The organism is Shewanella dokdonensis, assembly GCF_018394335.1.
In the GTDB taxonomy this organism is placed as follows: Bacteria; Pseudomonadota; Gammaproteobacteria; order Enterobacterales; family Shewanellaceae; genus Shewanella; species Shewanella dokdonensis.
This window is the reverse complement of record NZ_CP074572.1, coordinates 4,086,415-4,108,993: the sequence shown is the minus strand read 5'-3', so window position 1 is coordinate 4,108,993 and position 22,579 is coordinate 4,086,415. Positions and strand designations below refer to the sequence as shown.

At 48.7% G+C, this 22,579-nt stretch carries 14 protein-coding genes, 1 tRNA gene and 6 pseudogenes; 11 read left to right on the top strand and 10 right to left on the bottom strand.

Translation table 11 applies throughout. From position 1 onward, the window contains the following. Positions 1-4: 4 nt before the first annotated feature. Positions 5-826 carry a GPO family capsid scaffolding protein gene (locus KHX94_RS19825; RefSeq protein ID WP_213681885.1) on the bottom strand — a complete coding sequence of 274 codons (822 nt, stop codon included), beginning with the start codon at positions 824-826 and terminating at the stop codon, positions 5-7. An 81-nt stretch (positions 827-907) separates the two neighbouring features. Between KHX94_RS19825 and KHX94_RS19820 the strand changes: the two genes are divergently transcribed. The 4 genes and pseudogenes from KHX94_RS19820 (at position 908) to KHX94_RS19805 (ending at position 6,667) form a co-directional block, all read left to right on the top strand. Then, the gene (locus tag KHX94_RS19820) at positions 908-2,761 is read left to right on the top strand and encodes a terminase ATPase subunit family protein (protein ID WP_425314027.1); all 1,854 of its coding nucleotides are present in this window, start codon (positions 908-910) and stop codon (positions 2,759-2,761) included. Next, a complete protein-coding gene (locus KHX94_RS19815) occupies positions 2,761-3,774 on the top strand; it encodes a phage portal protein (RefSeq protein WP_213681884.1) in 1,014 nt (337 codons plus the stop codon). The genes KHX94_RS19820 and KHX94_RS19815 overlap by 1 nt, the downstream gene beginning before the upstream one ends. Before the next feature lie 636 nt (positions 3,775-4,410). Continuing rightward, positions 4,411-5,547: pseudogene (gene gapS1 / locus KHX94_RS19810) on the top strand (GapS1 family protein); the annotation flags it as partial. A gap of 310 nt (positions 5,548-5,857) precedes the next feature. Beyond that, positions 5,858-6,667 carry a hypothetical protein gene (locus tag KHX94_RS19805; RefSeq protein ID WP_213681882.1) on the top strand — a complete coding sequence of 270 codons (810 nt, stop codon included), beginning with the start codon at positions 5,858-5,860 and terminating at the stop codon, positions 6,665-6,667. 948 nt (positions 6,668-7,615) lie between these two features. Here KHX94_RS19805 and KHX94_RS19800 read toward each other — a convergent pair. The 3 genes and pseudogenes from KHX94_RS19800 to KHX94_RS19790 form a co-directional block, all read right to left on the bottom strand. Beyond that, positions 7,616-7,692: transfer RNA gene (locus KHX94_RS19800), tRNA-Pro, on the bottom strand. A gap of 154 nt (positions 7,693-7,846) precedes the next feature. After that, a pseudogene (locus tag KHX94_RS19795) lies at positions 7,847-9,625 on the bottom strand (DUF3413 domain-containing protein). Positions 9,626-9,700: 75 nt separating this feature from the next. Continuing rightward, positions 9,701-9,913 carry a YejL family protein gene (locus KHX94_RS19790; RefSeq protein ID WP_213681881.1) on the bottom strand — a complete coding sequence of 71 codons (213 nt, stop codon included), beginning with the start codon at positions 9,911-9,913 and terminating at the stop codon, positions 9,701-9,703. 76 nt (positions 9,914-9,989) lie between these two features. On the opposite strand from KHX94_RS19790, the pseudogene yejK reads away from it, so the two are divergent. Next, positions 9,990-11,015: pseudogene (gene yejK / locus KHX94_RS19785) on the top strand (nucleoid-associated protein YejK). 55 nt (positions 11,016-11,070) lie between these two features. On the opposite strand, the gene KHX94_RS20875 reads toward yejK, so the two are convergent. Both KHX94_RS20875 and KHX94_RS20870 read right to left on the bottom strand, forming a co-directional pair. Further along, on the bottom strand, positions 11,071-11,796 hold the full coding sequence (locus KHX94_RS20875; RefSeq protein ID WP_244859249.1) for an amidohydrolase family protein: 726 nt from the start codon (positions 11,794-11,796) through the stop codon (positions 11,071-11,073). Continuing rightward, positions 11,771-12,424 carry an amidohydrolase family protein gene (locus tag KHX94_RS20870; RefSeq protein ID WP_244859248.1) on the bottom strand — a complete coding sequence of 218 codons (654 nt, stop codon included), beginning with the start codon at positions 12,422-12,424 and terminating at the stop codon, positions 11,771-11,773. Before KHX94_RS20870 ends, KHX94_RS20875 begins: the two co-directional genes overlap by 26 nt. Before the next feature lie 188 nt (positions 12,425-12,612). On the opposite strand from KHX94_RS20870, the pseudogene KHX94_RS19775 reads away from it, so the two are divergent. The 3 genes and pseudogenes from KHX94_RS19775 to KHX94_RS19765 all read left to right on the top strand — a co-directional run bounded on the left by KHX94_RS19775 (position 12,613) and on the right by KHX94_RS19765 (position 16,055). After that, positions 12,613-13,493 (top strand): annotated as a pseudogene (locus KHX94_RS19775) (6-pyruvoyl trahydropterin synthase family protein). 30 nt (positions 13,494-13,523) lie between these two features. After that, positions 13,524-14,388 (top strand): annotated as a pseudogene (locus tag KHX94_RS19770) (M23 family metallopeptidase). 41 nt (positions 14,389-14,429) lie between these two features. Continuing rightward, the gene (locus KHX94_RS19765) at positions 14,430-16,055 is read left to right on the top strand and encodes a diacylglycerol kinase family protein (protein WP_213681880.1); all 1,626 of its coding nucleotides are present in this window, start codon (positions 14,430-14,432) and stop codon (positions 16,053-16,055) included. 69 nt (positions 16,056-16,124) lie between these two features. Here KHX94_RS19765 and KHX94_RS19760 read toward each other — a convergent pair whose 3' ends face one another. Continuing rightward, positions 16,125-17,363, bottom strand: coding sequence for an NAD(P)/FAD-dependent oxidoreductase (locus KHX94_RS19760; RefSeq protein WP_244859247.1), 1,239 nt, complete (start codon positions 17,361-17,363; stop codon positions 16,125-16,127). A 209-nt stretch (positions 17,364-17,572) separates the two neighbouring features. Next, positions 17,573-18,922: a sigma-54 interaction domain-containing protein gene (locus tag KHX94_RS19755; RefSeq protein ID WP_213681879.1), complete on the bottom strand. Its 1,350-nt coding sequence runs from the start codon at positions 18,920-18,922 to the stop codon at positions 17,573-17,575. Positions 18,923-19,089: 167 nt separating this feature from the next. Here KHX94_RS19755 and KHX94_RS19750 point away from each other — a divergent pair, with 167 nt between their 5' ends. Beyond that, positions 19,090-19,641 carry a hypothetical protein gene (locus tag KHX94_RS19750; RefSeq protein WP_213681878.1) on the top strand — a complete coding sequence of 184 codons (552 nt, stop codon included), beginning with the start codon at positions 19,090-19,092 and terminating at the stop codon, positions 19,639-19,641. 242 nt (positions 19,642-19,883) lie between these two features. Beyond that, positions 19,884-20,438 carry a BON domain-containing protein gene (locus tag KHX94_RS19745; protein ID WP_213681877.1) on the top strand — a complete coding sequence of 185 codons (555 nt, stop codon included), beginning with the start codon at positions 19,884-19,886 and terminating at the stop codon, positions 20,436-20,438. A 46-nt stretch (positions 20,439-20,484) separates the two neighbouring features. On the opposite strand, the gene KHX94_RS19740 is transcribed toward KHX94_RS19745, so the two are convergent. Both KHX94_RS19740 and KHX94_RS19735 read right to left on the bottom strand, forming a co-directional pair. Beyond that, on the bottom strand, positions 20,485-21,060 hold the full coding sequence (locus KHX94_RS19740) for a VOC family protein (RefSeq protein WP_213681876.1): 576 nt from the start codon (positions 21,058-21,060) through the stop codon (positions 20,485-20,487). Further along, positions 21,057-21,550, bottom strand: a pseudogene (locus KHX94_RS19735) (L,D-transpeptidase family protein). The gene KHX94_RS19740 and the pseudogene KHX94_RS19735 overlap by 4 nt, the downstream one beginning before the upstream one ends. Positions 21,551-21,686: 136 nt before the next feature. Between KHX94_RS19735 and KHX94_RS19730 the strand changes: the two are divergent. Next, the gene (locus KHX94_RS19730) at positions 21,687-22,547 is read left to right on the top strand and encodes an ion transporter (RefSeq protein WP_213681875.1); all 861 of its coding nucleotides are present in this window, start codon (positions 21,687-21,689) and stop codon (positions 22,545-22,547) included. The last annotated feature ends 32 nt before the right edge of the window (positions 22,548-22,579 follow it).

The following is a 22,579-nucleotide window of genomic DNA, read 5'->3' as shown; positions in this document are numbered from 1 at the left end:
ACTCCTAGCAATCGGTTTTTACTGTGTTATCGCCACCGCTTGCAGGCTGGCGCTGGCTGTGGTGACCGGGTTCGTTATCCAACTGCTGTTTCAGGGTGTTGAAGTTGGCCGTGAGTTGTTCGAGCTCGGTGGTCACTTGGCTGAGCGTGGTTTGCTGGCGGGTAAACTGCTGCTGCAGCTGGGCATAACGGGTTTCAACATCGGCCGTGGTCTGGGCAATGGCTTCGACCGCCTGATGCACCTCGCCAAATTCGTCATTGGTCACCTTGCTGGCTTTTCCCAGCAGGGCCTTGACGCGGTTGAACAGCCCCGAGGTTTGCGGCTCGTCATCTTCAAACTCCAGGGTGGTTTCCACCGCCGCCGTAAACAGGTTGTCAGGTTTCTGCTTACGTGAGGCCAGCGGGTTGTGTTCACTCTTGGCCGAGAACGCCAGCATTTCGGTACCGAGGGAGGCGGGGGAATCGGTGACCGCTAGCCCGGTTAGGTAGCACTTGCCGGTTTTGGCAAAGTTGGGATCAATCTCCACCGAGGTATAGATTTTCTGACGTGCCTTGTTCATCGCCAGCAAGTCTTCGGTCGGGGAGATTTGCGCAAACAGCGCCAGCTTGCCGTCTTCGACCTTTTCCGCCTTGACGGCGGTGACATCGCCATAGGCCTTAAACGGTGAATCCGGCAGGATGCCGCGAATATGCTCCAGCCAGATACGCGCGCCATATTTGGCGGTGTTGTAGCTTTCGGCGATTTCTTCAATCCAGTTGCGCTGGATTTCGCGACCGTCAGTGGTGTCGCCTTCGGTAAACACCCGGAAGAATTTGGACTTTTTCATGAAAACCCTTTGGCATAAGTGGCTCGGACGTGACTGTTGCTATGGTCAGAAGGGGGCTAAAGGGGGCAACGTAGCCGGAGGGTGACACACAGCAGCTACCGCCCCCATGAGCCAAACTCTGGCCGCCACGCTTTTACACTGGCGCTATTGTGTGATTGCCCAGAGTTGTTATGCCCGATATCGCCGAGTCGCTCCTGCAAACCAGCCCGCGCCAGCAGCAAATACCTGTACTGGCAGGGCTGGTATGTGCGGGATATCAGCCAGCATTTGGCTGTGCCAGAAACCACCGTGTCTTCCTGGAAAAAGCGCGATGGCTGGGATGACGCCAAGCCCATTGACCGGGTGGATGCGGCGCTGGAAATGCGCATGGTGCAGCTCATTGCCAAGCCCGATAAAGACGGGCGGGATTTTAAAGAGATGGATTTGCTTGGGCGGCAGCTCGAGCGTATTGCCCGTATCACCCGCTACCAGAATGGCGGCAATGAAGCAGATTTGAACCCCAAGGTGCATCACCGTAATGCCGGCGACAAGCGCAAACCGGTGAAAAACCTTATCACCGATGAGCAGCGCGACAAGCTGTGGTCTGCCTTCAATGCGCAGATGTTTGATTACCAGCGCACCTGGTATCAGGCGGGTTTAAGCCACCGTATCCGCAACATCCTCAAATCGCGGCAAATCGGTGCGACTTACTACTTTGCCCATGAAGCGCTGCTGGATGCGATTGATACCGGGCGCAACCAGATATTCCTCTCCGCCAGTAAGGCGCAGGCGCATGTGTTCAAGCAGTACATTCTGGCGTTTGCGCGGGATGTGGCCGAAGTGGAGCTGAGCGGTGACCCGATTGTGCTCGCCAACGGCGCCATTTTGTATTTTCTCGGGACCAACGCCCGCACCGCGCAGTCCTACCACGGCAATTTGTATCTGGATGAATACTTTTGGATCCACAAGTTCCAGGAGTTTCGCAAAGTGGCTTCCGGCATGGCGATGCACAAGAAGTGGCGCCAGACCTATTTCTCCACTCCGTCATCGCTGAACCATGATGCGTACCCGTTCTGGTCCGGGGCGCTGTTTAACCGCGGCCGCTCCAAGGCCGAACGTATCACCCTGGATGTGAGTCACCCGGCGTTATCCAATGGCCGTGCCTGTGAGGACAGCCAATGGCGCCAGGTGGTCACCGTAGATGATGCCATCCGCCAGGGCTGTAACCTGTTTGACCCAGATACCCTGCACCTGGAATACAGCCCGGAAGAGTATCAGAACCTGCTGATGTGCGAGTTTATCGATGATTCGCAGTCGGTATTCCCGATGCAGATGATGCAGCGCTGCATGGTAGATGCGTGGGAAGTGTGGACCGATTACAAACCGTTTGCGCCAAGGCCGATGGGCATGCGCGAAGTGTGGATTGGTTACGACCCGGCCAAAGGCGGGCAGGGTGACAGCGCTGGCTGCTCGGTGATTTGCCCGCCGGCCGTGAAGGGCGGCAAACACCGCATTATTGAAAAACACCGCTGGGCGGGCATGGACTTTGAAGCGCAGGCCAACCAAATCCGTGAACTGACCCGGCGCTATCACGTCACCTTTATCGGGATTGATACCACTGGCCTGGGTGAATCGGTGTACCAGCTGGTGAAGAAGTTCTTCCCGGCCACGCCGTTCCTGTATACCCCGTCACTGAAAGCGCAGATGGTCATCAAAGCCTATGACGTTATCAGCAAGGGCCGACTGGAGTTTGATGCTGGTTGGACCGACCTAGCACAAGCCTTTATGTCCATCCGCAAAACCCTCACCGCCTCGCAGCGGCAAGTGACCTATGAATCCTCGCGCAGTGAAGAAACCAGCCATGCCGATATCGCCTGGGCCACCATTCACGCGCTGTATAACGAACCGCTCGATATAAGCGACAACGCCACCTCAATGATGGAGATTTACGACTGATGTCAAACGACACACTTGAAACAACTGAACCCAATCACCGCATTGAGGCGTTTACCTTTGGGGAACCGATGCCGGTGTTATCGCAACGGGAGATTTTTGATTACCTGGAAGCCATGAGCAACGGCAAGTGGTACGAGCCGCCGCTGTCGATGAATGGCCTGGCGCGCATCTACCGCGCCGCGGTGCATCACGCCTCCGCCATTCAGGTGAAGCGCAACATTCTTAAGGCGTGTTTTATCCCGCATCCCAAACTGTCGCTGCATGAGTTCACCAAGCTGGTGATGGATTTGCTGATTTTTGCCAATGCCTACCTGCAGCGTATCCCCAACCGCACCGGCGGCACGGCCAGTTATCAGGTAAGCCCCGCCAAATACACCCGGGTTGGCGTTAAACCACACCAATACTGGTGGGTACCGAACCTGGCCGATGAACTGGCATTTCAGCCCCATGAGCTGTTTCACCTGATGGAAGCGGATATCAACCAGGAGATTTATGGCGTGCCGGATTATGTTGCCAGCATGAATTCCAGCCTGCTGAATGAATCAGCCACCCTGTTTCGGCGCCGCTACTATGAGAACGGCAGCCACGCCGGCTTTATCCTGTACCTGACAGACTCTAACGTGAACAACCAGGACGTGGACGCCCTGCGCAAGAGCCTGAAAGAAAGCAAAGGCCCCGGCAACTTCCGTAACCTGTTTTTGCATTCGCCCGGCGGTAATAAGGATGGCATGAAGTTGATCCCCGTGGCCGAAGTGGCCGCCAAGGATGAATTTCTATCCATCAAGAACGTATCACGCGATGACCAACTCGGTGCCCACCGGGTACCACCCCAACTGATGGGCATCATGCCCAACAACACCGGCGGCTTTGGGGATGTGGAAAAGGCCGCCAAGGTATTTGATGCCAACGAACTCGAGTGCATCCGTCAAAACCTGCTCAGCATCAACGACTGGGCAGGAGAAGAAATTATCCGGTTTAAGGCGTTTAGTCTGGCGGCATCGGTTGGCGATTAAGCACTTGGCAAGCGCTGGTGCAGGGGGCCAGCGTGTAGCCATGAATTGCCCCTTTCCTTGTTACGTATCACCTAACAAGTTCAGCATGTCACCAGCTAGTTGACCAAATTCTTGTAATGATCCAGAGTGTCTATTGGGCTAATGGCGATTCAATAACTGAGGATATTTGATGTCATTTAGCAGAGACACTCAGAAGATCAGGAATTTGATAAAACGTTACACAAAAGCGTCTGTTGTACAGCACTTACTGACTCGGCTACATACCGTTTATCGGGGTGAGTCTAGTGTATTAGGTCGACCTTGGACGGTCTGTTTAATGCTGGAGTGGACATTAGAACTAGAGCCCAACCAAAGCGCTGTTCCTGCGACTGCAAAAGATGTTTGGAAAATATTGAATAAAATTTGGGAATTACAAGGAAAAGCTACCAATTTTGCCGATGAGGATAATATTTGGCTGTCTTTAAGGGCATTTCTATTAACACAACTCAGATTCCAAACTAACCAGATAGCACACAACTATTTTTTGGTCAGATTGTTCACAATCATGTGTCATGAAAGCGCAAGTCGGTCTTTTCGAGATAGCTTCAAAGCTCAGACAGAAATTGAGTTGGAAGACTTTTTTGTTTTGTCGGTTTTTTCTTTTCTATATTTTATCTTTCCAAAAAACCAGTCATCAAATACGAAGAGTTTTTACCAAAGCTTTCGCCGGGATATCCAGTCACACTAATAAAGCAGTACCTCAGTTTAGTTGGAGCCAACTTTCAGCAGTTACAACAATTGATGAAATGCCGAAAATTCGAAATTAGAGGGGACGGAGATGTAAGAGCAGAAGAGTATTTTTCTGAACCACTATTGCTAGAGAAACCAATTCTTATTTTAGCTGAAGGTATATCAACCGTTCATCCATATGTTGCAAGTATAGGATTGAGTGAGTTTGTCCTCAGAACCCTCAAAACGGCTGACTCAGAAGGTTTTCGAGACAAGTTTACTAAAGAGTTTGAAGATTATTTAGCATATGTATTTAATGTGTATGGTTTCGAGATCACACGAGAAGAGCAACTGAAGGTTATTTATAAAGATAACAAAATACAAGGAAAAGTTGTCGACTTCTTACATCAACGAAACGGAACTTCGGTTTTTATTGATGCAAAGGGCGTTGAACCAAACCAAAAAGTACTTGTTACTGATCAGAGTCATATAATTAAGGACAAATTACGGGATACTCATCTGAAAGGTATTAAGCAAGCAGGTGAGTGTGCAGCTAAGTTGAGTAATGTTGGTTTTGATAAGCTTGCAGACTTTAACGATAGATATGCCCTCATTGTTACTCATCAAGATTTCTACCTTGGTAACGGTGTTAAACTCGCCTCTTATTTAGGGCAAGAGTATAGACAACGAATAGATGAAGCTGTTGCTGGTAGGATACCTCTGAAAAACATCCACTTTTGCTGTGTTGCTGATCTTGAAGGAATACTTGCGCTGTGTAATGAGACAGAAACCGAAATAAGTGATTTTTTGGATTTTTGTGCCGCAGAAGAAGAGGTTCCAGAAACCGCAAAATTTGAAATGCGTCAGCACATTCAAGTATATGCTGCGAAGCTGTCGTCAGATAAAAGCTCTCCTATCGGCACCGATATACTTGTGAAAAACCATGAGTATTTAACTTCAGAACTAGCCAATAAAATGTTGAAGTCCAGCCAGTATTGGAAAGAAGGTTTGGTAAAAGTTCCTGAGTTCTTACAGCAGGTTAAAATTATCAAAGAGTTAGTGTAGAAATTTTGTGAGTTAACTTACTTTGTCCAAGAGCGGGTAAACCTACGTTTGTTTGCCCGTGTAGCAGCCTCAATGGCGTTGAGATAATCACATTCGATGGCATCAATGAGCGCTCGAGGTTTATTGTCCATGCTGAAAATAGCTAACAAAAAGGAACTCTGCGAACCGGGACTTCCCCAGTTTTACCTGGGGAAATGTTCTCTACCTGTCCCCCCATAACGTTTTTGGTGGAGGGGCCCGGGGTTGCTCTGTTATGGTGATGATCACCACGGATGAACAAAGATTACTACTTATGCCAAGAGATTCATAGATGACAACACTATTTTCATGGACTGGTATCGATACACATGGCCCAGCATCGATTTATATTGCTAGCGATAGTCGAATTTCCTGGGGTAAAAATGTTACTTGGGACGTAGGCCGGAAGTTGTTTGCTTCAAGAAATTTTCCTGAAGTATTTGGCTATTGCGGCTCAGTTTCGTTCCCTATACAGATATTAGGTCAGTTAATTGAGCATATTGATGATGGATTGTTACTCTGTGAAAGTGACTCTATAGAAATAAAAATTGAAAAGACCAGATGCGAGATTGAAAGGAATCTCAGTTTGATGCCAAAGGCTCATAGAGGAACTTGTCAAATTTTATATGCAACCCGCTTGGGGAATAGGATGAGGTCTAGTTTCCATGCTGCCAGAATTGAGGTTACTCCTGATAGGGTTACAGCTGATAAAATTGAGTTACCTGAAAGGTCTGGATTAATAGCAAGTGCCGGTAGTGGAAAGACTTCTTTAAATACATGGTATGAACAATGGGTTGGAAATCCTAGCCAAGATCCTCATCAATCAGGAAGAACTAGTAGAAATGTTTTTAGTGCCTTCTGTGACTCACTTGAATCCAAGCAAGATCCATATAGTGGTGGTGCCCCACAACTTGTAGGCATCTATCGTGAAGGCCCTGCGAAGAATTTTGGTATAATACATCGGGGACATCGATACCTTAATGGAATTGAAGTAGTTGCCTCGAAAGTTTTAAACTCAATTGAATGGCGAAATGAGTTATTTGAAAGATGCTGCGGTGAATCTATGGGTATTTTAAAAAAGCTCAACGTCAGCCAAAGTTAAGAGAAATAAAGGCCCCATAGCTAACAAGTTGCTGCTACGGAAAATTTACTCGTTCCGCTCCTAAGTTTCCGCAGAGCAAGGCGTTAACCCATAGAAATGTTAATCCGAAACTCAAAAATTAGAGATTGGGAATCTAACACGCTTTTGTCCAAAGAGTATTTACATAAGAGCAGCTTCGGCTGCTTTCTTTTTGCCTCAATTTTACCCCAGACAACTCCCAGCGCGCGCGCTCGACCGCCGCGCCTGCGCGCTTTATCGAATGAAAAGAACGCAGCAACGCAAACAGATAATCCCGCGCCAGCACTGGTGGCAAGAAGGGATTCACTCTCCAGAAAAACTACGCAAAACAACGCAATAATTGAGTAAGTGATCAATATCTTCACATTTGCCGAGTCTGATTTTAGGTTGGGCATCGGAAAAGGGTAACTTTAGTAACCACCCTCGAAATATGGGGTTAATGCTATGATTTTAAAAGAGTTAATAGGTTACCTTTTAAAGGTAATATAAGGTAATAAATATTACCTTTTGTTGCTAACTAACTGATATTTAATGCTTTAATTTGTATCGAAAATGACTCCAATAAAGGGTAACCAGATTACCTTTTGGTTACCCTTTTAGTTACCTTTTAAAATTATATAATTGCATGAAAGTATTGATGTTTTTAAAAATGTTACCAAGATTACCTTTTTCCGAAGGTACCCCTGACTTGCATCTTTAAATAGATAGACGAGGTAAAACTCTTATCTCTGCATTGGTAATAACTATTCAGTTTGCTCATGGGACTACATGGCCAGATGTGGTTTAAGCAGGGGCTGGAACGGAGATTAAGCACGCCATTTTTGCATCATTTTGATGTTAGGTTTCGCGGGAATTTTGCGAGAGTTTTGCGAGTAGGGTGGTTAAACAAAAAAGCCTAGCGATAATTGCTAGGCTTTTCAGTAAGTTATTTGGTCGGTATGAGAGGATTCGAACCTCCGACCCCTGACACCCCATGACAGTGCGCTACCGGGCTGCGCTACATACCGAATGTGTTGTCAATAAGCGAACTGCGCAGAGGCTCGCTTCAACGAGGCAGAACTTTACCAAGAGCCAAGATACAGTGCAAGTGGCAAATTAGCTGAACGGATTCAACTGTCTAGTTTGTGCTCTCTCATAAAAGATCATTAAAAACTATTTGGTTTAATGACCGTACAATCGCCGTCCTTCGCGCATCACTTCAATCATTTCTGGAACACTCATCTTCTTGTGCAGGCGGTGAGCATAATCTTCATCATAAATCCGGTATTTCCCGTGTCGGTCTATCACGGTAATTTCGTTTTGCTGATATATGGCAAACACACGATTGTCGCCTATATACAGCCAAGTTTGATCGTCGGGTTGCATTAGATGGCGCCCGGCGCTGTAATCGGAGGCGGGATTAGTACATCCCAGTACCTGAGTCATGAGCGTCGGAACTACACCGTAATGGCTGGTGCGGTAATTAACTTTACCACTGACACTCCCAGGCCAGTGGATCACTAATGGCACCTGTACGTTGCTAGGGAGACGTTGCGATGGGCTTCATCGGCATTACTGGTGAACAGTTTACCGCTGACGCCAGTCACTAATACGATGGTATCGCTCGGTAATACTTCCAGTAAGCGTTGCAACTGTTGGTCAATGAAATTAAGTGACTGCCGATACTGGTTAAATAGCACTTTTTCAGCGGGTTTCAGTGGTGTACTTGGCTTTACTGTCTGGGTTCCCAAAAACCGACTGGCGTATCATAATCTTCAGGCGATTTTAGGTTCAGCAATGCAAACCACGGCGTTGTTTGCTGATGTCGCCACTGCTGGAAAGCATCAATACTGGCAATATCACTCAGTGCATTGCCACCTTGTTCCGCCGCTAATATGGGCGTGAAATCCTTGAAAATTGCTTTGGGCTTGGCTTCATTCACTCCATCGTCGGTTGTGAACAGTGCCAGCCGGTATCCCTGCATTTTTAGGGTCTGCGTCAACAAGGGCGAGGTATAATTCAGGTCTACCGCATCCATATAGCTGCCCTGTAATCCGTAAAGTAGCGAAAACATGCCACTGCTATATTGGTTACCGCCGCTCAAATGGTGGGTGAATAACTGATTTTGCTGACTGTAATGCGATAAAAATGGCATTGTCTGTTCATCTACCAAATCTGCCCGGAAACTATCAACGGCGACGAGTAAGATATTGGGATGCACATCGGCGTGGCACTGCAATGGTGCTAGCGGATACTTGAGGCTGCGTTCGACTTTGATATCAGGGTTGTTGCTGCCATCAATGCCATGGTTTTCCATAAAGGTTTTGGCAGTTGCTGGGTAAGAGATGGGGTAGGTGTCATCAAAACGGGTAATTTCAGTAACATCGGCCGCATCCGCCCAGATGTGCACCAGATGACTACTCACAAAACAGATGCCAATAAAAATCACCAGCTTATTGCCCCAGTTACGGCGCTGGATGTGTTCTATGCGTTTCCATAGCCAATTTGCGGCAATTAACTCTATGACCAGTATGGCAACTGGCATAATGATGAAAGACGGTCCTTGCAATAAGCCATTGAGGTCAGCCCACGCCAGATCAAAGGCAAAAGGGGTGAGGTGCATGCCGTAGTCTTGATAGACCACAGTATCGTAAAGCAAGGTACATAAACCGATACAAGCAATAACGGCGGCATAACCGCGCAAAATACGGGAATAAGGTAATAGCAGTGTGATTGGGAACAACAACACCAAGTACACAATAAACGACAGGAAGCTGAAATGACCAATAGTGCTGACCGTCAGGTAACCCCAACCAATCAGCGAGTCCGGCAGCCCTGGTGATTGCAGGTAACGAATACCGATCAGCATGGCTAGAATGCCATTGAAAAAGCAAACCAGTGCCCCCAGTTGATCAGGCGCGACACTCTGTCTCTTCCCCGTTGTTTTATTTGCTCCACCATTCAGCTTCCGCGTATTTCGAGTTGCTTGTGTATCTTACGGTTTTTTCGGTAAAAGATACCAGTAATTAGCGCCAGTTAGCGCAGCGATTGTGTCAGTGCTTTAGCAAATTGCTCGGCCAATGCCAGTCTTGACTCTTGGCTGACTTTGGTTGATAGCAGGTGAGAAACCGTATTCCCTAAGACCATCAGGCTAAGATCGGTCGGTGCTTGGTGTTTTTCTAATACACTGAGCAGTTCGGCAATCAGGGTTTCAACTTCAGCATTGCTATATTTGGATTGAATCGGCATATCAAAAATTTTCACTCATGACTGGAATAGCGGCATATAATACCGGATTTACCACAGAGTAGCACTACGAAGCCCTATGAGTATTCACGTTGAACAAGCGATTATTCACGCTATCACTTTGAACAGTGAAGGTAAGTTAGGTTGCCGTTTACGGCCACAACCATTGCTTAATGGTGTAGCCGTAGAAGCGATGGTGGAGGAGTTACACCAAACTTACTCGGCTAAAGCCGGTAAGGGATTTGGTTTTTTGGTGTTCATGGCGAGGATGGCGAAGCCAATCCAGCGTTCAAAAATGCCTTGCAATCCTATATTAGCAATGAGTTGGGCTTTGTTGAGTTCTCTGCTGCTGCTGGTAAATTGTTGCAAGAGGAGCTGTCAAAGTACGATTTCAGCCAAGGCGGCTTCTTGCTGTTGGCACTGTACCAGCATATGGCAACCGATTACCTGTTCGTGGCGTTACTCAATGCCAAATCGTCCATGACAGTATTGGATGATATGGAACTGACGCAGAATGACCATCTGGATCTGGCAAATTTGCAGTTGGCGGCACGGATCGACCTCACTGAATGGCAGCGCGATGCTGAATCCCGCAAATATATCTCGTTTGTGCGTGGCCGGGCAGGTCGTAAAGTCGCTGATTTCTTTTTGGATTTTATGGGGTGTGTCGAAGGCGTCAATGCTAAGCAGCAAAGTAAGCAGTTGATGCAGGTGGTAGAAGATTATGTTGCGGAAGGCGATTTAACCAAAGATGAACGCCAGCAATGCCGCAACCGGGTCTTTGAATATTGTCAGGAACAGGTGGAAATCGGCACCGATGTGCAACTGAAAGATTTGGCAGACGAATTAGCCGAGTCTGGCATGGAGTCTTTATGACTTCGCCGTTCAAGGCGAATATGACTTGGAAGAGAATTTCCCCGCCGATAAATCCACACTACGGCAACTGAAGAAGTTTTCCGGCACTGGCGGCGGCGTGTCTTTGAGTTTTGACAGTACCCACCTCGGTGAACGGGTGATATATGATCCGGTATCGGACACCATTGTGATAAAAGGTGTCCCTGCCAATCTTAAAGACCAATTGGATCGCCGATTGAAAAGTCATTAATTACCGCACATAAAAAAACAGGCACATGTACGTGCCTGTTTTTTTACGATAAAAATCAATGGCTACGGTTAAATTGTAGGCGTTCACCTACGGTGTTGTCGATAAAGCGACTGCCATCGAATTTATGGATCCCATTGACCCAAGTGCCGGCAATGCTGGCCGCGAACTGGTGATCCATAAAAGGAGTCCAGCCACAGTGATAACGGGTATTTTCCTTGGTGACGGTGAAAGGTGCGCTGAGGTCAACTAGCGCCAAGTCAGCAATATAACCTTCACGCAAGTATCCGCGATCTTTCAGCTCAAAGCGCTCGGCAATGGCGTGGCTGGTCTTTTGGACAATTTTTTCCAGCGAGAAAACGCCCTGTGCGTGCAGGTCTAACAGGCTCAGCAGCGCATGTTGCACCAATGGCAAACCGGACGGCATCTTAAAATAGCTGTCGGCCTGTTTTTCTTCCCAAGTGTGCGGCGCGTGGTCGGTAGCAATGATGTCGAGAATGTCGTCATTGACGGCTTTTTGTAACGCTAATTGGTCAGCACGAGTTTTGATGGCCGGATTACATTTAATCTGGCTACCCAGCCGTTCGTAATCACTGTCATTGAAGAACAGGTGATGTACGCAGACTTCGGCGGTAATATTGGCCCCTTTCAGATCAGCCAATTTTTTAGCCGGTAGGAATAAGTGCAGTTCGTCAGCGGTTGTCAAATGCAGCACATGCAGCCTGGCTTTGTTGCGAATTGCCAGATCTGTTGCCAATTTAGACGATTTTAAGCCAGGCCTCACGCGAACGGATTTCGCCGTGCAGCGAAACGGGAACATGTTCGCCGTATTGCTGCCGCATTTTCTCTTCATTGATAGCGATCATCGGGCTATCTTCGCAGTGGGTTGCGATAACCACTGGCGAGTTAGCAAAGATGCCTTCTAATGTTTGCTGATTATCTACCAACATATTGCCGGTAGAAGCCCCCATGAAAATTTTCACACCGCAGGCCTGATTGGGGTCGAGGCGTTTGATTTCTTCAAGGTTATTATTGGTAGCACCGAGATAGAAGGCAAAATTTGCCAGCGAACTTTGCGAGGCTCGGGTATATTTGTCTTCCAGTGCTTGAAGATTAGTGGTTTGCGGATTGACGTTAGGCATTTCCATAAAACTGGTGATCCCGCCAGCGACAGCAGCGCGAGATTCACTGGCAATAGTGCCTTTGTTTGGAAAGCCGGGTTCACGGAAATGCACTTGGTCGTCGATCATGCCGGGCAGCAGATATTTACCGGCGGCATCGACAACCGTCGCGCCTGCCGGAGCCGTGATTTGTGCGGCGATCTTGCTGATCCTACCATCTTCAATCAACAGATCCTGGCTGGTGATGACACCTTCATTCACCAGTTGCGCGTTGCATATAAGGGTTTTCATAGAGTACCTGTCTTACATTCTTAAGTTTGTCAGTGACGCAGGTATAATAACGGAATATAAGTTGAAATGCTGTGGTTCTTTGGAAACACAGCACAAAAAATGTCGCTAAACAATGGACTGGTGTAGCCGTCTGTTTCATTCAATATTGATAAAATCGGGGTGGACTGTATCTCTGCCCAGGAGAAAACATGCAGCTTTTTGTGAAAGACTTGACGGTGATCGATTTCTCTTATCTGTGCCCACTGCGAGGCATGGTTGGCGAAAGCTGGGTTGTCGATGTACTGCTGGAGGGCGGGCTGGATCAGCAAAACATGGTGCTGGATTTTGGCAAGGTTAAACGCACCATCAAACGGGTTATTGATGAAGTAGCCGATCATCGTTTGTTAGTGCCAACGGCTTGTGGTGATCTGCGTTGGCAGCAACAGAATGATACCGTGTGGATTGACTTTGCCAGCCGCAAAGGGACGATTCATTTAGCGTGTCCGGCACAGGCGTTCGCGTTGGTGCCCTGTGAGCTGATTGATTTTGATAGTGTGAATGATTTTCTGATTAACGCCCTGCGCAACGCCTTGCCTGATAATGTCGATAACATCAGCCTAACGCTGCGCAATGAACTATTAGATGGGCCTTTTTACCATTACAGCCACGGGCTAAAAAACACGATGGTAATTGCCAGCGTATTGCGCATGGGCATCGGAGCCCGATAAAAGTGTTTGAGAATGCGGTGCCGGCTCCCGAATGGGATAGGTATTGGGCCGAACGCTGGCAAGATGTTTATCTTGGTAGTGAGGCCGATATGGTGCCCGTTGCGCAACTGACAATGTCGTCGCAATGCCGTATTAGCGACGATAGTCACTATGGTTTTCGTTACACAGCGCCGCAAGGCGAGTTCCAACTGGCGATGCCTAAAGGGTGTTGTGATCTGCTCCCCGATGACACTACCATAGAACTGTTAGCACAATTTATGGCGGATACGCTGGCAGCTAAAATGCCGGGTCGTCACTACCGGGTGATGGCGTTCGAAGGCATTGGTAAAGGTGCCATCGCCGTAGCAGGTCAGTTGTTATAATTTTTTGTTCAAGAGGTGCAAGCGTCGTTTATGCAGTTTACCAAGTGTCATGCCTTATTGATCTCATTACTGTTGAGCAGTTGTCCGCCGTTGCTTCAAACCGCAGCGGCTACTCAAGATGACTTGCAACTGAAAGGCACGTTGGAACAAGGGGCACTGCTCCGTGGCCGTGTGGCTCCCGGCACAAAGATAGTGTTGGATGGCACGCCGTTGCAGGTGAGTCCACAAGGTGCGTTCGTTTTTGGCTTTGAACGTGAAGCACCATTACAGCATACATTGACGATGACTTACGCGGATGGTCGTACTGCAACACATGAGCTCACTATTGCTCAGCGCCAGTACCGTATCTCCAAAGTTAACGGTATCAGCCAGAAAATCATGCAGCCAGATCCTCGGGATGTTGCCCGTGCGGCCAAAGACAGTGCCATGGTGAAGCCAGGCAAGGGCGGTTTCTTCTGAAGAAGCTGGGTTTGCAGAAGATTTTATCTGGCCGCTGACCGGCAGAATTTCCGGCGTCTATGGCAGCCAACGGGTATATAACGGCAAACCGGGAAATCCCCATTACGGTGTTGATGTGGCCGCTAAAACTGGCACAGTGGTGGTTGCCCCTGCTGATGGCGTTATCACTTTAGCTGTGCCAGATATGTTCTATTCCGGTGGCACTGTCATCATAGATCACGGTTATGGCGTTAGTTCCACGTTTCTGCATCTGAGCAAACTTTATCTGCAAGCTGGTGATAGAGTTAAACAGGGGCAGAAAGTGGCCGAAGTCGGTGCTACTGGCCGTGCCAGTGGGCCACATCTGGACTGGCGCATCAACTGGTATCAGATGCGTCTTGATGCCGCGTCAGTGGTGCCAAGTATGGATAAAGTCATAAAAAAATCCGCCCAATAGCCGCTTAGTCTGAGCCTGAACGGATAAGCGCCGGGAGCTATATGCCGTTAAGTGCACTGTACATACTGATCGCCTTATCGGCAGTGATGCTGATGTGGTTGTTACCCTCGCCATGGCTGTGGCTGCCGCTATGCTGGATAGCGCTGGCATTCACATTAGTTGCCAGTGCATACGCCATTAACCGCCCCGGTATTTTTCGCAAACGAAGCAACGGGCAGTTATCTGTGCTGATGCGGTGGTTATTACTGCCTTTTCACTGGCTTGCTGGCAGCTTTAATGCCTGGTTTTGGCGCTATGACGCTACCCCGCGCTTCAGTAAAATCCGTGATGATCTCTATTTGGGAAGTCGCCTGTTCAGCAGTGATATCAGCGAATTACAACGGCTGCAAATCGGCGCAGTGCTGGATGTCACCGCTGAATTTGATGCAATTCCAATGGCAGATTTGCAACAGGCCGGGATTAACTACTTGAACCTGCCCGTGCTGGATCATGCGGTGCCCTCTAAAGCGGCGATGCGCCGTGCATTACAATGGATGTCAAGGCAGCAGCGGCATGGCCGCAAGTTGTTGGTGCATTGTGCACTAGGGCGGGGGCGCTCGGTGTTGATGGTGGCGGCCTGGTTGTTGTGCCGGGAGTCGTTTGATTCGGTGACGCAGGTGCTGACCGATATCCGCCAACATCGCACCAGCATTCGTTTAAATCGACGGCAACTCAAATTTTTAAAACGGCTTTGGCAATCGCAGGAATTGTCGTTAAAGCATCGGCTATGGTTAATCGTCAACCCGGTCTCTGGTGGTGGCAAGTGGCCTAAATATCGTGAGCAAATCTGTCAGCGTTTACAGCAATATTATGAGGTGCATGTGCTGGAAACTACGCCGCAGAAGCCCGCTGCCGCCCTGGCACGTAAAGCGATTCGCAGCGGCGCTGACATGCTGGTCGCCGGTGGCGGCGATGGCACGGTGAATGAAGTAGCCTCGGCGGTTATCGGTACAGATCTGCCCTTGGGCATTATTCCACTGGGTACCACCAATGCGCTCAGTCAGGTACTGTGGGGGTTAGGTGCCAAGTTGGAGCCGCTCGGTACAGCGCTAGAGGCCATCATTAACGGCGAACAACAGCGAATTGATACGGCTCGCTGTAATGGGCGTCCGGTATTGCTGTTGGTTGGTGTAGGCTTTGAAGCACAAATGATCAAAACCGCTAACCGCGAACGTAAAAATGCCTTAGGTGAACTGGCCTACTTACAAGGGTTTTGGCAGGCATTTAGTCAAAATCGGGAGATGTTGTTGACTGTTCGTTTGGACAAATCGGCACCATTTTCACTGCATACAGGCTCAGTGACCGTGGCGAACAGCGCACCACTCACCACCATTTTGGCGCAAGGGGCAGGTTATACAGATCTCACCGATGGCTTGCTTGACGTCACCTGGTTAACGCCTACCGAAGGGCTGAGCGATTCGTTGCTAACCATTGCAGAACTGACGGTGAATGGCTTAACCAAGCAGTCGCTGGATATTAATGCCCATCATCAAAAGGCCGCTAGGATCAGAATTTCATCGACAAAACGGCTGGATTACGTGATAGATGGCGAGTATTTCAGTGGCCGCACCTTAAATATTCAGGTACGGCCAGCATCACTTAACGTATTGTTGCCGACGGATGATTAACACCAACGCGTCGAACTCAGTTGCAACCTTAATCATCACCTTTTTCAGTACGATGGATCCCCACTGCACCTAACACATATTTTTCATATATGGGCTCGCTGGTGCCGCGACGTACTTTGTACATAAAGTATTTTTCAAAGGCGATTTTTGCCAAGTGAACCCATTTCCCCATGGATGTCCAGTTAGCATTGCGTGGCGGGTTTTGTGGTAATGCCACAAATGCCGCGCCCTTATCCCCCATATCGGCCAGACAGATAGCATTGAGTGTTGGCACTGTCTTCGGGGCCTCCCCTTGATGGCAGACAACATATTGTCAACGATTGCGGTTGTCATGGACTCGATCATGAAACCGGTTTTGGGTACGCCAACCGGTACGGGGGTGGCTTCCATCGGTGGCAGGGCGACACAAACGCCAGCGGCATAGATGTCGGGATAAGCCACTGAACGCTGATAGTTGTCGGTCAAGACAAAGCCTTTGTCGTTACAGAGTTTCGCAACCGCAGCAATCGCTGGACTGCCCTTGAATGGCGGTAGCATCATCGACATGTTGAACGGTAACGCATGAGTTAATTCGACTTCACCTTTGCGATTAAGCTCCTCAACATGCATCACACCGTCTTCAACCTTGACGGTTTTGGCATTGCAGATCCATTTGATGTCGCGTTTGCGGCATTCATGTTCCATCAAGCCTTTTGAGTCACCGACGCCGCCGAGTCCCATGTGGCCGACGTAGGGTTCACTAGTGACAAACAGCAAAGGCACTTTCTGGCGGATTTTAGCTGCACGCAGAGCACTGTCTAATGAGAACAGATATTCGTAAGCCGGACCAAAGCAACTTGCTCCCTGAAATGCGCCAACAATGACAGGGCCGGGCGCTTGCAGCAGTTGCTGATAGGCGGCAAAGGCTTTTTCTGCATGTTCCGCGGTACAAATCGATTGGGTGAACTGATGTGGGCCACTTCCGGGAATAGCATCGAAATTCAGTTTAGGACCAGTACAAATCACCAGATAATCATAATCTTGCTGTGTCCCATCACCCAGCGTTAGCCGTTTATTGTCGGGATCAATGGCGCTGACGCCGGCAGCGGAAAATGCGATTTTCCGTTTGCCTAGATAGGTTTCCAGTGGCAGGCAGATATCTTGAGTTTTCCTTTCCCCTAAGGCAACCCAAGGATTAGAGGGTACAAACTGAAAATCGGGTCTTTCATTAATCACCATCACTTCGCTGTCAGCTGGTAATCGCTGTTTCAGTTCAAACGCTGCGGACACGCCCCCGAGTCCGGCACCTATTACCACGACTTTGGTCATTCTTATCCTCTCTTTTTTATAGGCCCTGAGATGCGAGTGACAGGGCTGGATGACTTATCCATAAGAAAAATCTAATGGATTGTGTACAGGTTAGCGAATGGCTGACGCTATGCAAGTTTTTTTATAATGTAATTAAACTAAAGTTGTAGATGATGAATTGCAGCAGAACTCTGCAATATTGCTGGAAGGGAACATTTTTACTATTGAATTTACTGGTATTTTCCCAACTTGTTGTACAACGTTTTTATGCTGATCCCCAGTTGTTCCGCTGTGGCTTTGCGGTTACCGTTATTCTCTGCCAATGTGGCTTCTATGGCGGCGCGAGTCAGTTCTTCTAGTGGGATCCCCGTCGGTATGTTTTCTATGTTGGTCGCTAAATGCTGTGTGGCCGATGTGTCAGCTTCCGGCAGTTGAATATGCTGCGGTAGTACTAGATCGTCGGCGAGAATATAAGCACGTTCGATGGTGTGTTTTAATTCTCTGACATTTCCCGGCCAAGCGTAGGCTGCAATTTTGGCAAGGGCGCTATCTGCAATGGCTACCTTGGTGTTTTCAGCAGCATTGCGATATGCCAGAAAATGTTTAGCCAAACCGCAGATATCCTGTTCCCGTGCGCGCAATGGCGGCACCTGCAAAGGAAACTGCGCTAAACGGAAATAGAGATCCTCGCGAAATAATTCTGCGGTGATCGCTTGCTGTGGATCGCGGTTGGTTGCCGCAATAATTCGCACATCGGCTTGTTTCAGCTGTTGACTGCCAACGGGGCGATATTCCCGATTTTCCAATACCCGCAACAGCTTTACTTGGTGCGCCAGCGGCATTTCCGTAACTTCATCTAGGAATAGCGTGCCACCTTCAGCTTGTTCAAAGACGCCTTTATGATCTTTGACCGCACCAGTAAAGGCCCCTTTGCTATGACCGAACAGTTCACTGTCGACTAACTCTGGACTAAGTGCTCCACAGTTGATGGCCACAAAAGGCCCTTGATTACGGTGACTGGCAAGATGCAGTGTATTAGCCACCAACTCTTTGCCAGTCCCACTTTCGCCCATGATGAATACTTGAGCCTCGCTGGTAGCCACTTTACGTAATGTACGGTACAGCATACGCATGACTCGAGATGAGCCTACGAGCAGTCCAAATTGATCCAGTTCGCTGTTGGTGACACATGGGACATTCAATGCTGTTTGCTGCTGTTGTGCATAGTCGGCGAGGAAATCTTCCAGCACTTCTGTCAGTAACTTGTTATCCAGTGGCGGGCGAAAATGGTAGCCCGCGCCATTATGGATCAGGCGATCAAGTTTGGGGTCGGGCATGCCATCGCTGAAAAATAGCCACTGCCGTTGCAATAAAAGCGGGTTGCTAGTGAGCTGTTGCAACTCAGTAGTGGTGACGGCTGTTGCCTGCAATAACACCAGATCGGCCGCTGCTTGTTGCAGTGCCTCCAGCCAGTTTTCTGTGGCGAAGATCCGCTCGCACTGATGTAACTGTGGCAAGTCAGATAACTGCTGTAGTAGGGGTTTGTCTTGGATATAAATAAAAATTTTTGGGCGAGACATAGAAGCTTCCGGCAACAGTGTCATCTCACTTTAAGGCAGATGCTGAGTGTGAACAACGGTAATCTGTGCTTATGCAAGGCGAGGTTCAGCCTTGCCGTACCGCCGCTTGGTACGGTGTTTGTATAGCAATTTGCAAAATCTTGCTGCCTTACTCGAAATAACAGGAGATGATGATGCGAAAGGTGACTCATCTGCACTCTGGGTTGCGCCTGTTCACTCATGCCGGCAATTGCCAGCATTTCAGCAACACCGATGTTGCATTGTTATACCTCAATTTGCGATTGGAACTAGATCCATTGCCCTTGCGTCAACGCTGGTTGCAGTTAACCGACAGTTATCATTTGCGCCGGACATTGACGCGCTTACAACGGCTACATTCTGGCATTGCCGGGAGTTTGCTACGTTTTACCGGATTGGCAGAGCAGTCGGGGCATCGTTGGCCATCGTTACCCTCTGTATTGATGTGGAGCCCGCCGCTATTGGCGCATCGTTATCGCATATTAAAACAGCAACCACTATCGATGCCGCCGCCAAACAGTCATGCCTTTCGTCTGGCACTATGGCGGCTGGAGCAAGATGTGGCGAGTTGGCATCGCCGTAGTGTTGCCTATTGCGAGTCCGCATCGGTATCCGCGTTGCTGGCGGATATGGCCGCCGCCAGGCAATTAAGTCTTGATAGTGTATTCCCGGTTAGTGACCAGGATTTTGGCAACGATTGAAGCAGTAAAAGTTACCCGTAGGGGTGAAAATTTTACCTGGATGCGCGTGAATGTTGCATGTTGCAGCAATAGAGCTTCTATATAACAAGTTGAAATTAAATAATTTATTAAGGTTGGCATCATTCTGGTAATGGTAATAGTGCATATGACAAACGCGTTATCTAGCTGTTGGTCCTCTGTGTTAAGCAGCGCTTGGAGATTAAACCAATAACGCGGTTTTCAATCACGAGAAGGAGGTTGTTATGAATAACAAGCTGATATCTGCCACCCTTGCCTTGGGTTTACTCATTCCGGCATACAGCTATGCGCAGAATTGGAAAAATGAGGCTCATGATGCCTGGCTCGATGGTAAAGCAGAAAGCGTGTTGTTGCTAAACACCAATCTCAATAACTTTGATATCAACACCGAGGTGCATCAGGGCAAGGTTATCCTAACAGGCGAAGTTGACAGTGATGTTGATAAAGCCTTGGCCGGCGAGCTGGTGGAAGGCTTGCAAGGGGTGACGTCAGTCGATAACAAACTGACGGTTATGCCAGCTTCACCAACCAAGCGTGATGATAATACGGATGATGCCGCACAGATGCTCACCGATACCAAAATCACCACAGTGGTAAAAACACGTTTATTGTTTGAACCCGAAGTCAGCGGTACTGCCATTAACGTGACCACGGAAGACGGCGTTGTGTCGCTGGATGGTGAGTTGCACTCGTCCGCTGAAAAAGATCTGGCACTGAATATTGCCCGTAATACGGATGATGTAAAAAACGTCGTAGACAATCTTAGAGTGCTAGATTAATCATTTGCATGATATGCAGCAAAGCCCGGGAAGTTCCGGGCTTCTTTTATGATGACGTATTTTCACTCGCAATAATGGCGGCAATGCTGTGGGGGTGCACTTTGACGCACAAACCTTGCCATTGAAAAGCAATCGTCGGATTAGGCAAACGTTCCGCGGCACCCGCGGGGCTACTGTATTTGATGCGGATAGCATCGTCACCGGCAAACACCGGGGCCAATGTGGGCACTTGGGTTAGCAGTGCTTGCTGTAGTTGTGTGCAGTCAGTGGCGCCGCATGGCAACACCAATTCAATATGTTCCCACCCCTCTTCTGGATAGACTTTGTCTTTGGGGTAGGGCAACTCAATACAGGGAATGTGGTATTGGCCTAAGCTCAGTGCTTGTGACAGTTTAATGATCAATATTGGCCGACCGTTGATCTGCTTGTCGGACAGCAGCTCGCCGTCACGTAAAAAATGCTGGCGCAAGTCATCGGCTAATTGCTGACTGTTAACACGAATCGCCACGTGATCGCACTGCGTCAGCACCTGCAAGCCAAGCCGATGAATGAATGTTTGCATCTTAACGGCAAAGTCAGCATAAGCTGCCTGCAGCGTTGGGTAATCGACCACCTGACTCATGGCCAAATCTCAATTGGGGTTCCGGGTTCAACCAACTTCCAGATTTCGTCCATTTCTTTATTGGTGACGGCGATACAACCGTTGGTCCAGTTGTATTGTTGCGCTTCTTCTGGAGATAAATCGGTGTGGGGATTTTGGCCGTGGATCATGATCTGCCCCCAGGGTTAAGGCCAAGCGCCCGTGCGCGGAACATGTCTTCATCATTGGGGTAAGAGATGTGGATCGCCCGATAATAAGTACTGTTGGGCTTTTTGTAGTCGAGAATATAACGCCCTTCAGGTGTCCTTTGGTCGCCTTCTTTCAGTTTGTGGCCGCGGGGCATATCCCCCATGGCAACATGGTATTTGTGCAATATTTTACCATTGCTCATCAGTCGTAACTGTGACAGCGATTTTTTCACGACAACGAGGTCAACTTGGGGCTGTGCCAACAGTGGTTGACTGAGTAAACCGAGTGCGGCAATGAACAGCAGATGTGTACACTTGAACATGAATTTTGTTGTTATTGTGGGTGAATGCCAGTAATGACGGCATCATAACCGAAAAGTGAACCGCTATTGAAGCACTCGCTGAAGAATGTATGATCCGCATGCTCAGCTCAGGACGGTAACTCAGGAAATAAAGCGCATGACACAGCAACAGCAAAACCATGGTTCACCATTACAGGTGTGGTTGCGCACGATTATTTTTGGCACCGATACTCCCGCAGGAAAAGCGTTTGATATTGCGCTTATCATTTGTATTATCTGCAGCGTGGCGTTGGTGTTCTTAAATACTGTGCAAGCGGTGAATCAGCGTTTCGGTGGTTTAATCATTGGCCTCGAATGGTTTTTCACCATAGTTTTTACGGTGGAATACGGGCTACGGCTCTACAGTTCGGCGAATAGTTGGCGCTATGCCCGCAGTTTTTACGGTTTGGTGGACTTGCTTAGTGTACTGCCGAGCTACTTGGCGCTGTTGGTGCCGGGCGCCAATCTAACGTTAGTTATTCGTGTCTTGCGACTGTTCCGGATCTTCCGCGTGTTGAAGCTGCTGCGTTACCTGAGCGAAGGTAACATGTTGCTGCGGGCCATGTTACAGTCTAGCCGCAAGGTGTTTATTTTCTTCTTTTCAGTCAGCCTTATCATTATGGTGTTGGGTGCCATTATGTATGTTGTTGAAGGGCCAGAGAATGGTTTCAGTTCGATCCCTAAGTCGGTGTACTGGACCATAGTGACTATTACCACCGTCGGTTATGGCGACATCACCCCCAAAACTGAATTAGGGCAGGCGATTGCCGCTTTTACTATGTTGTTGGGGTATTCCATTATCGCTATTCCCACCGGCATCCTGACGGCAGAGATTGGTCAGGAAATGGGACGTGTGCGCGACTTGCGCCGCTGTGCCAACTGTCTTAAAACCGGCCACGAACATCAGGCCAAATATTGCAGCCATTGTGGTAGCGAACTGGAAGCCCCGTTATCACAAGAAAAGGAGTCTCGTGAGTAATCTCTCTGCTACAGCTAGTCACGCTAAGTTTG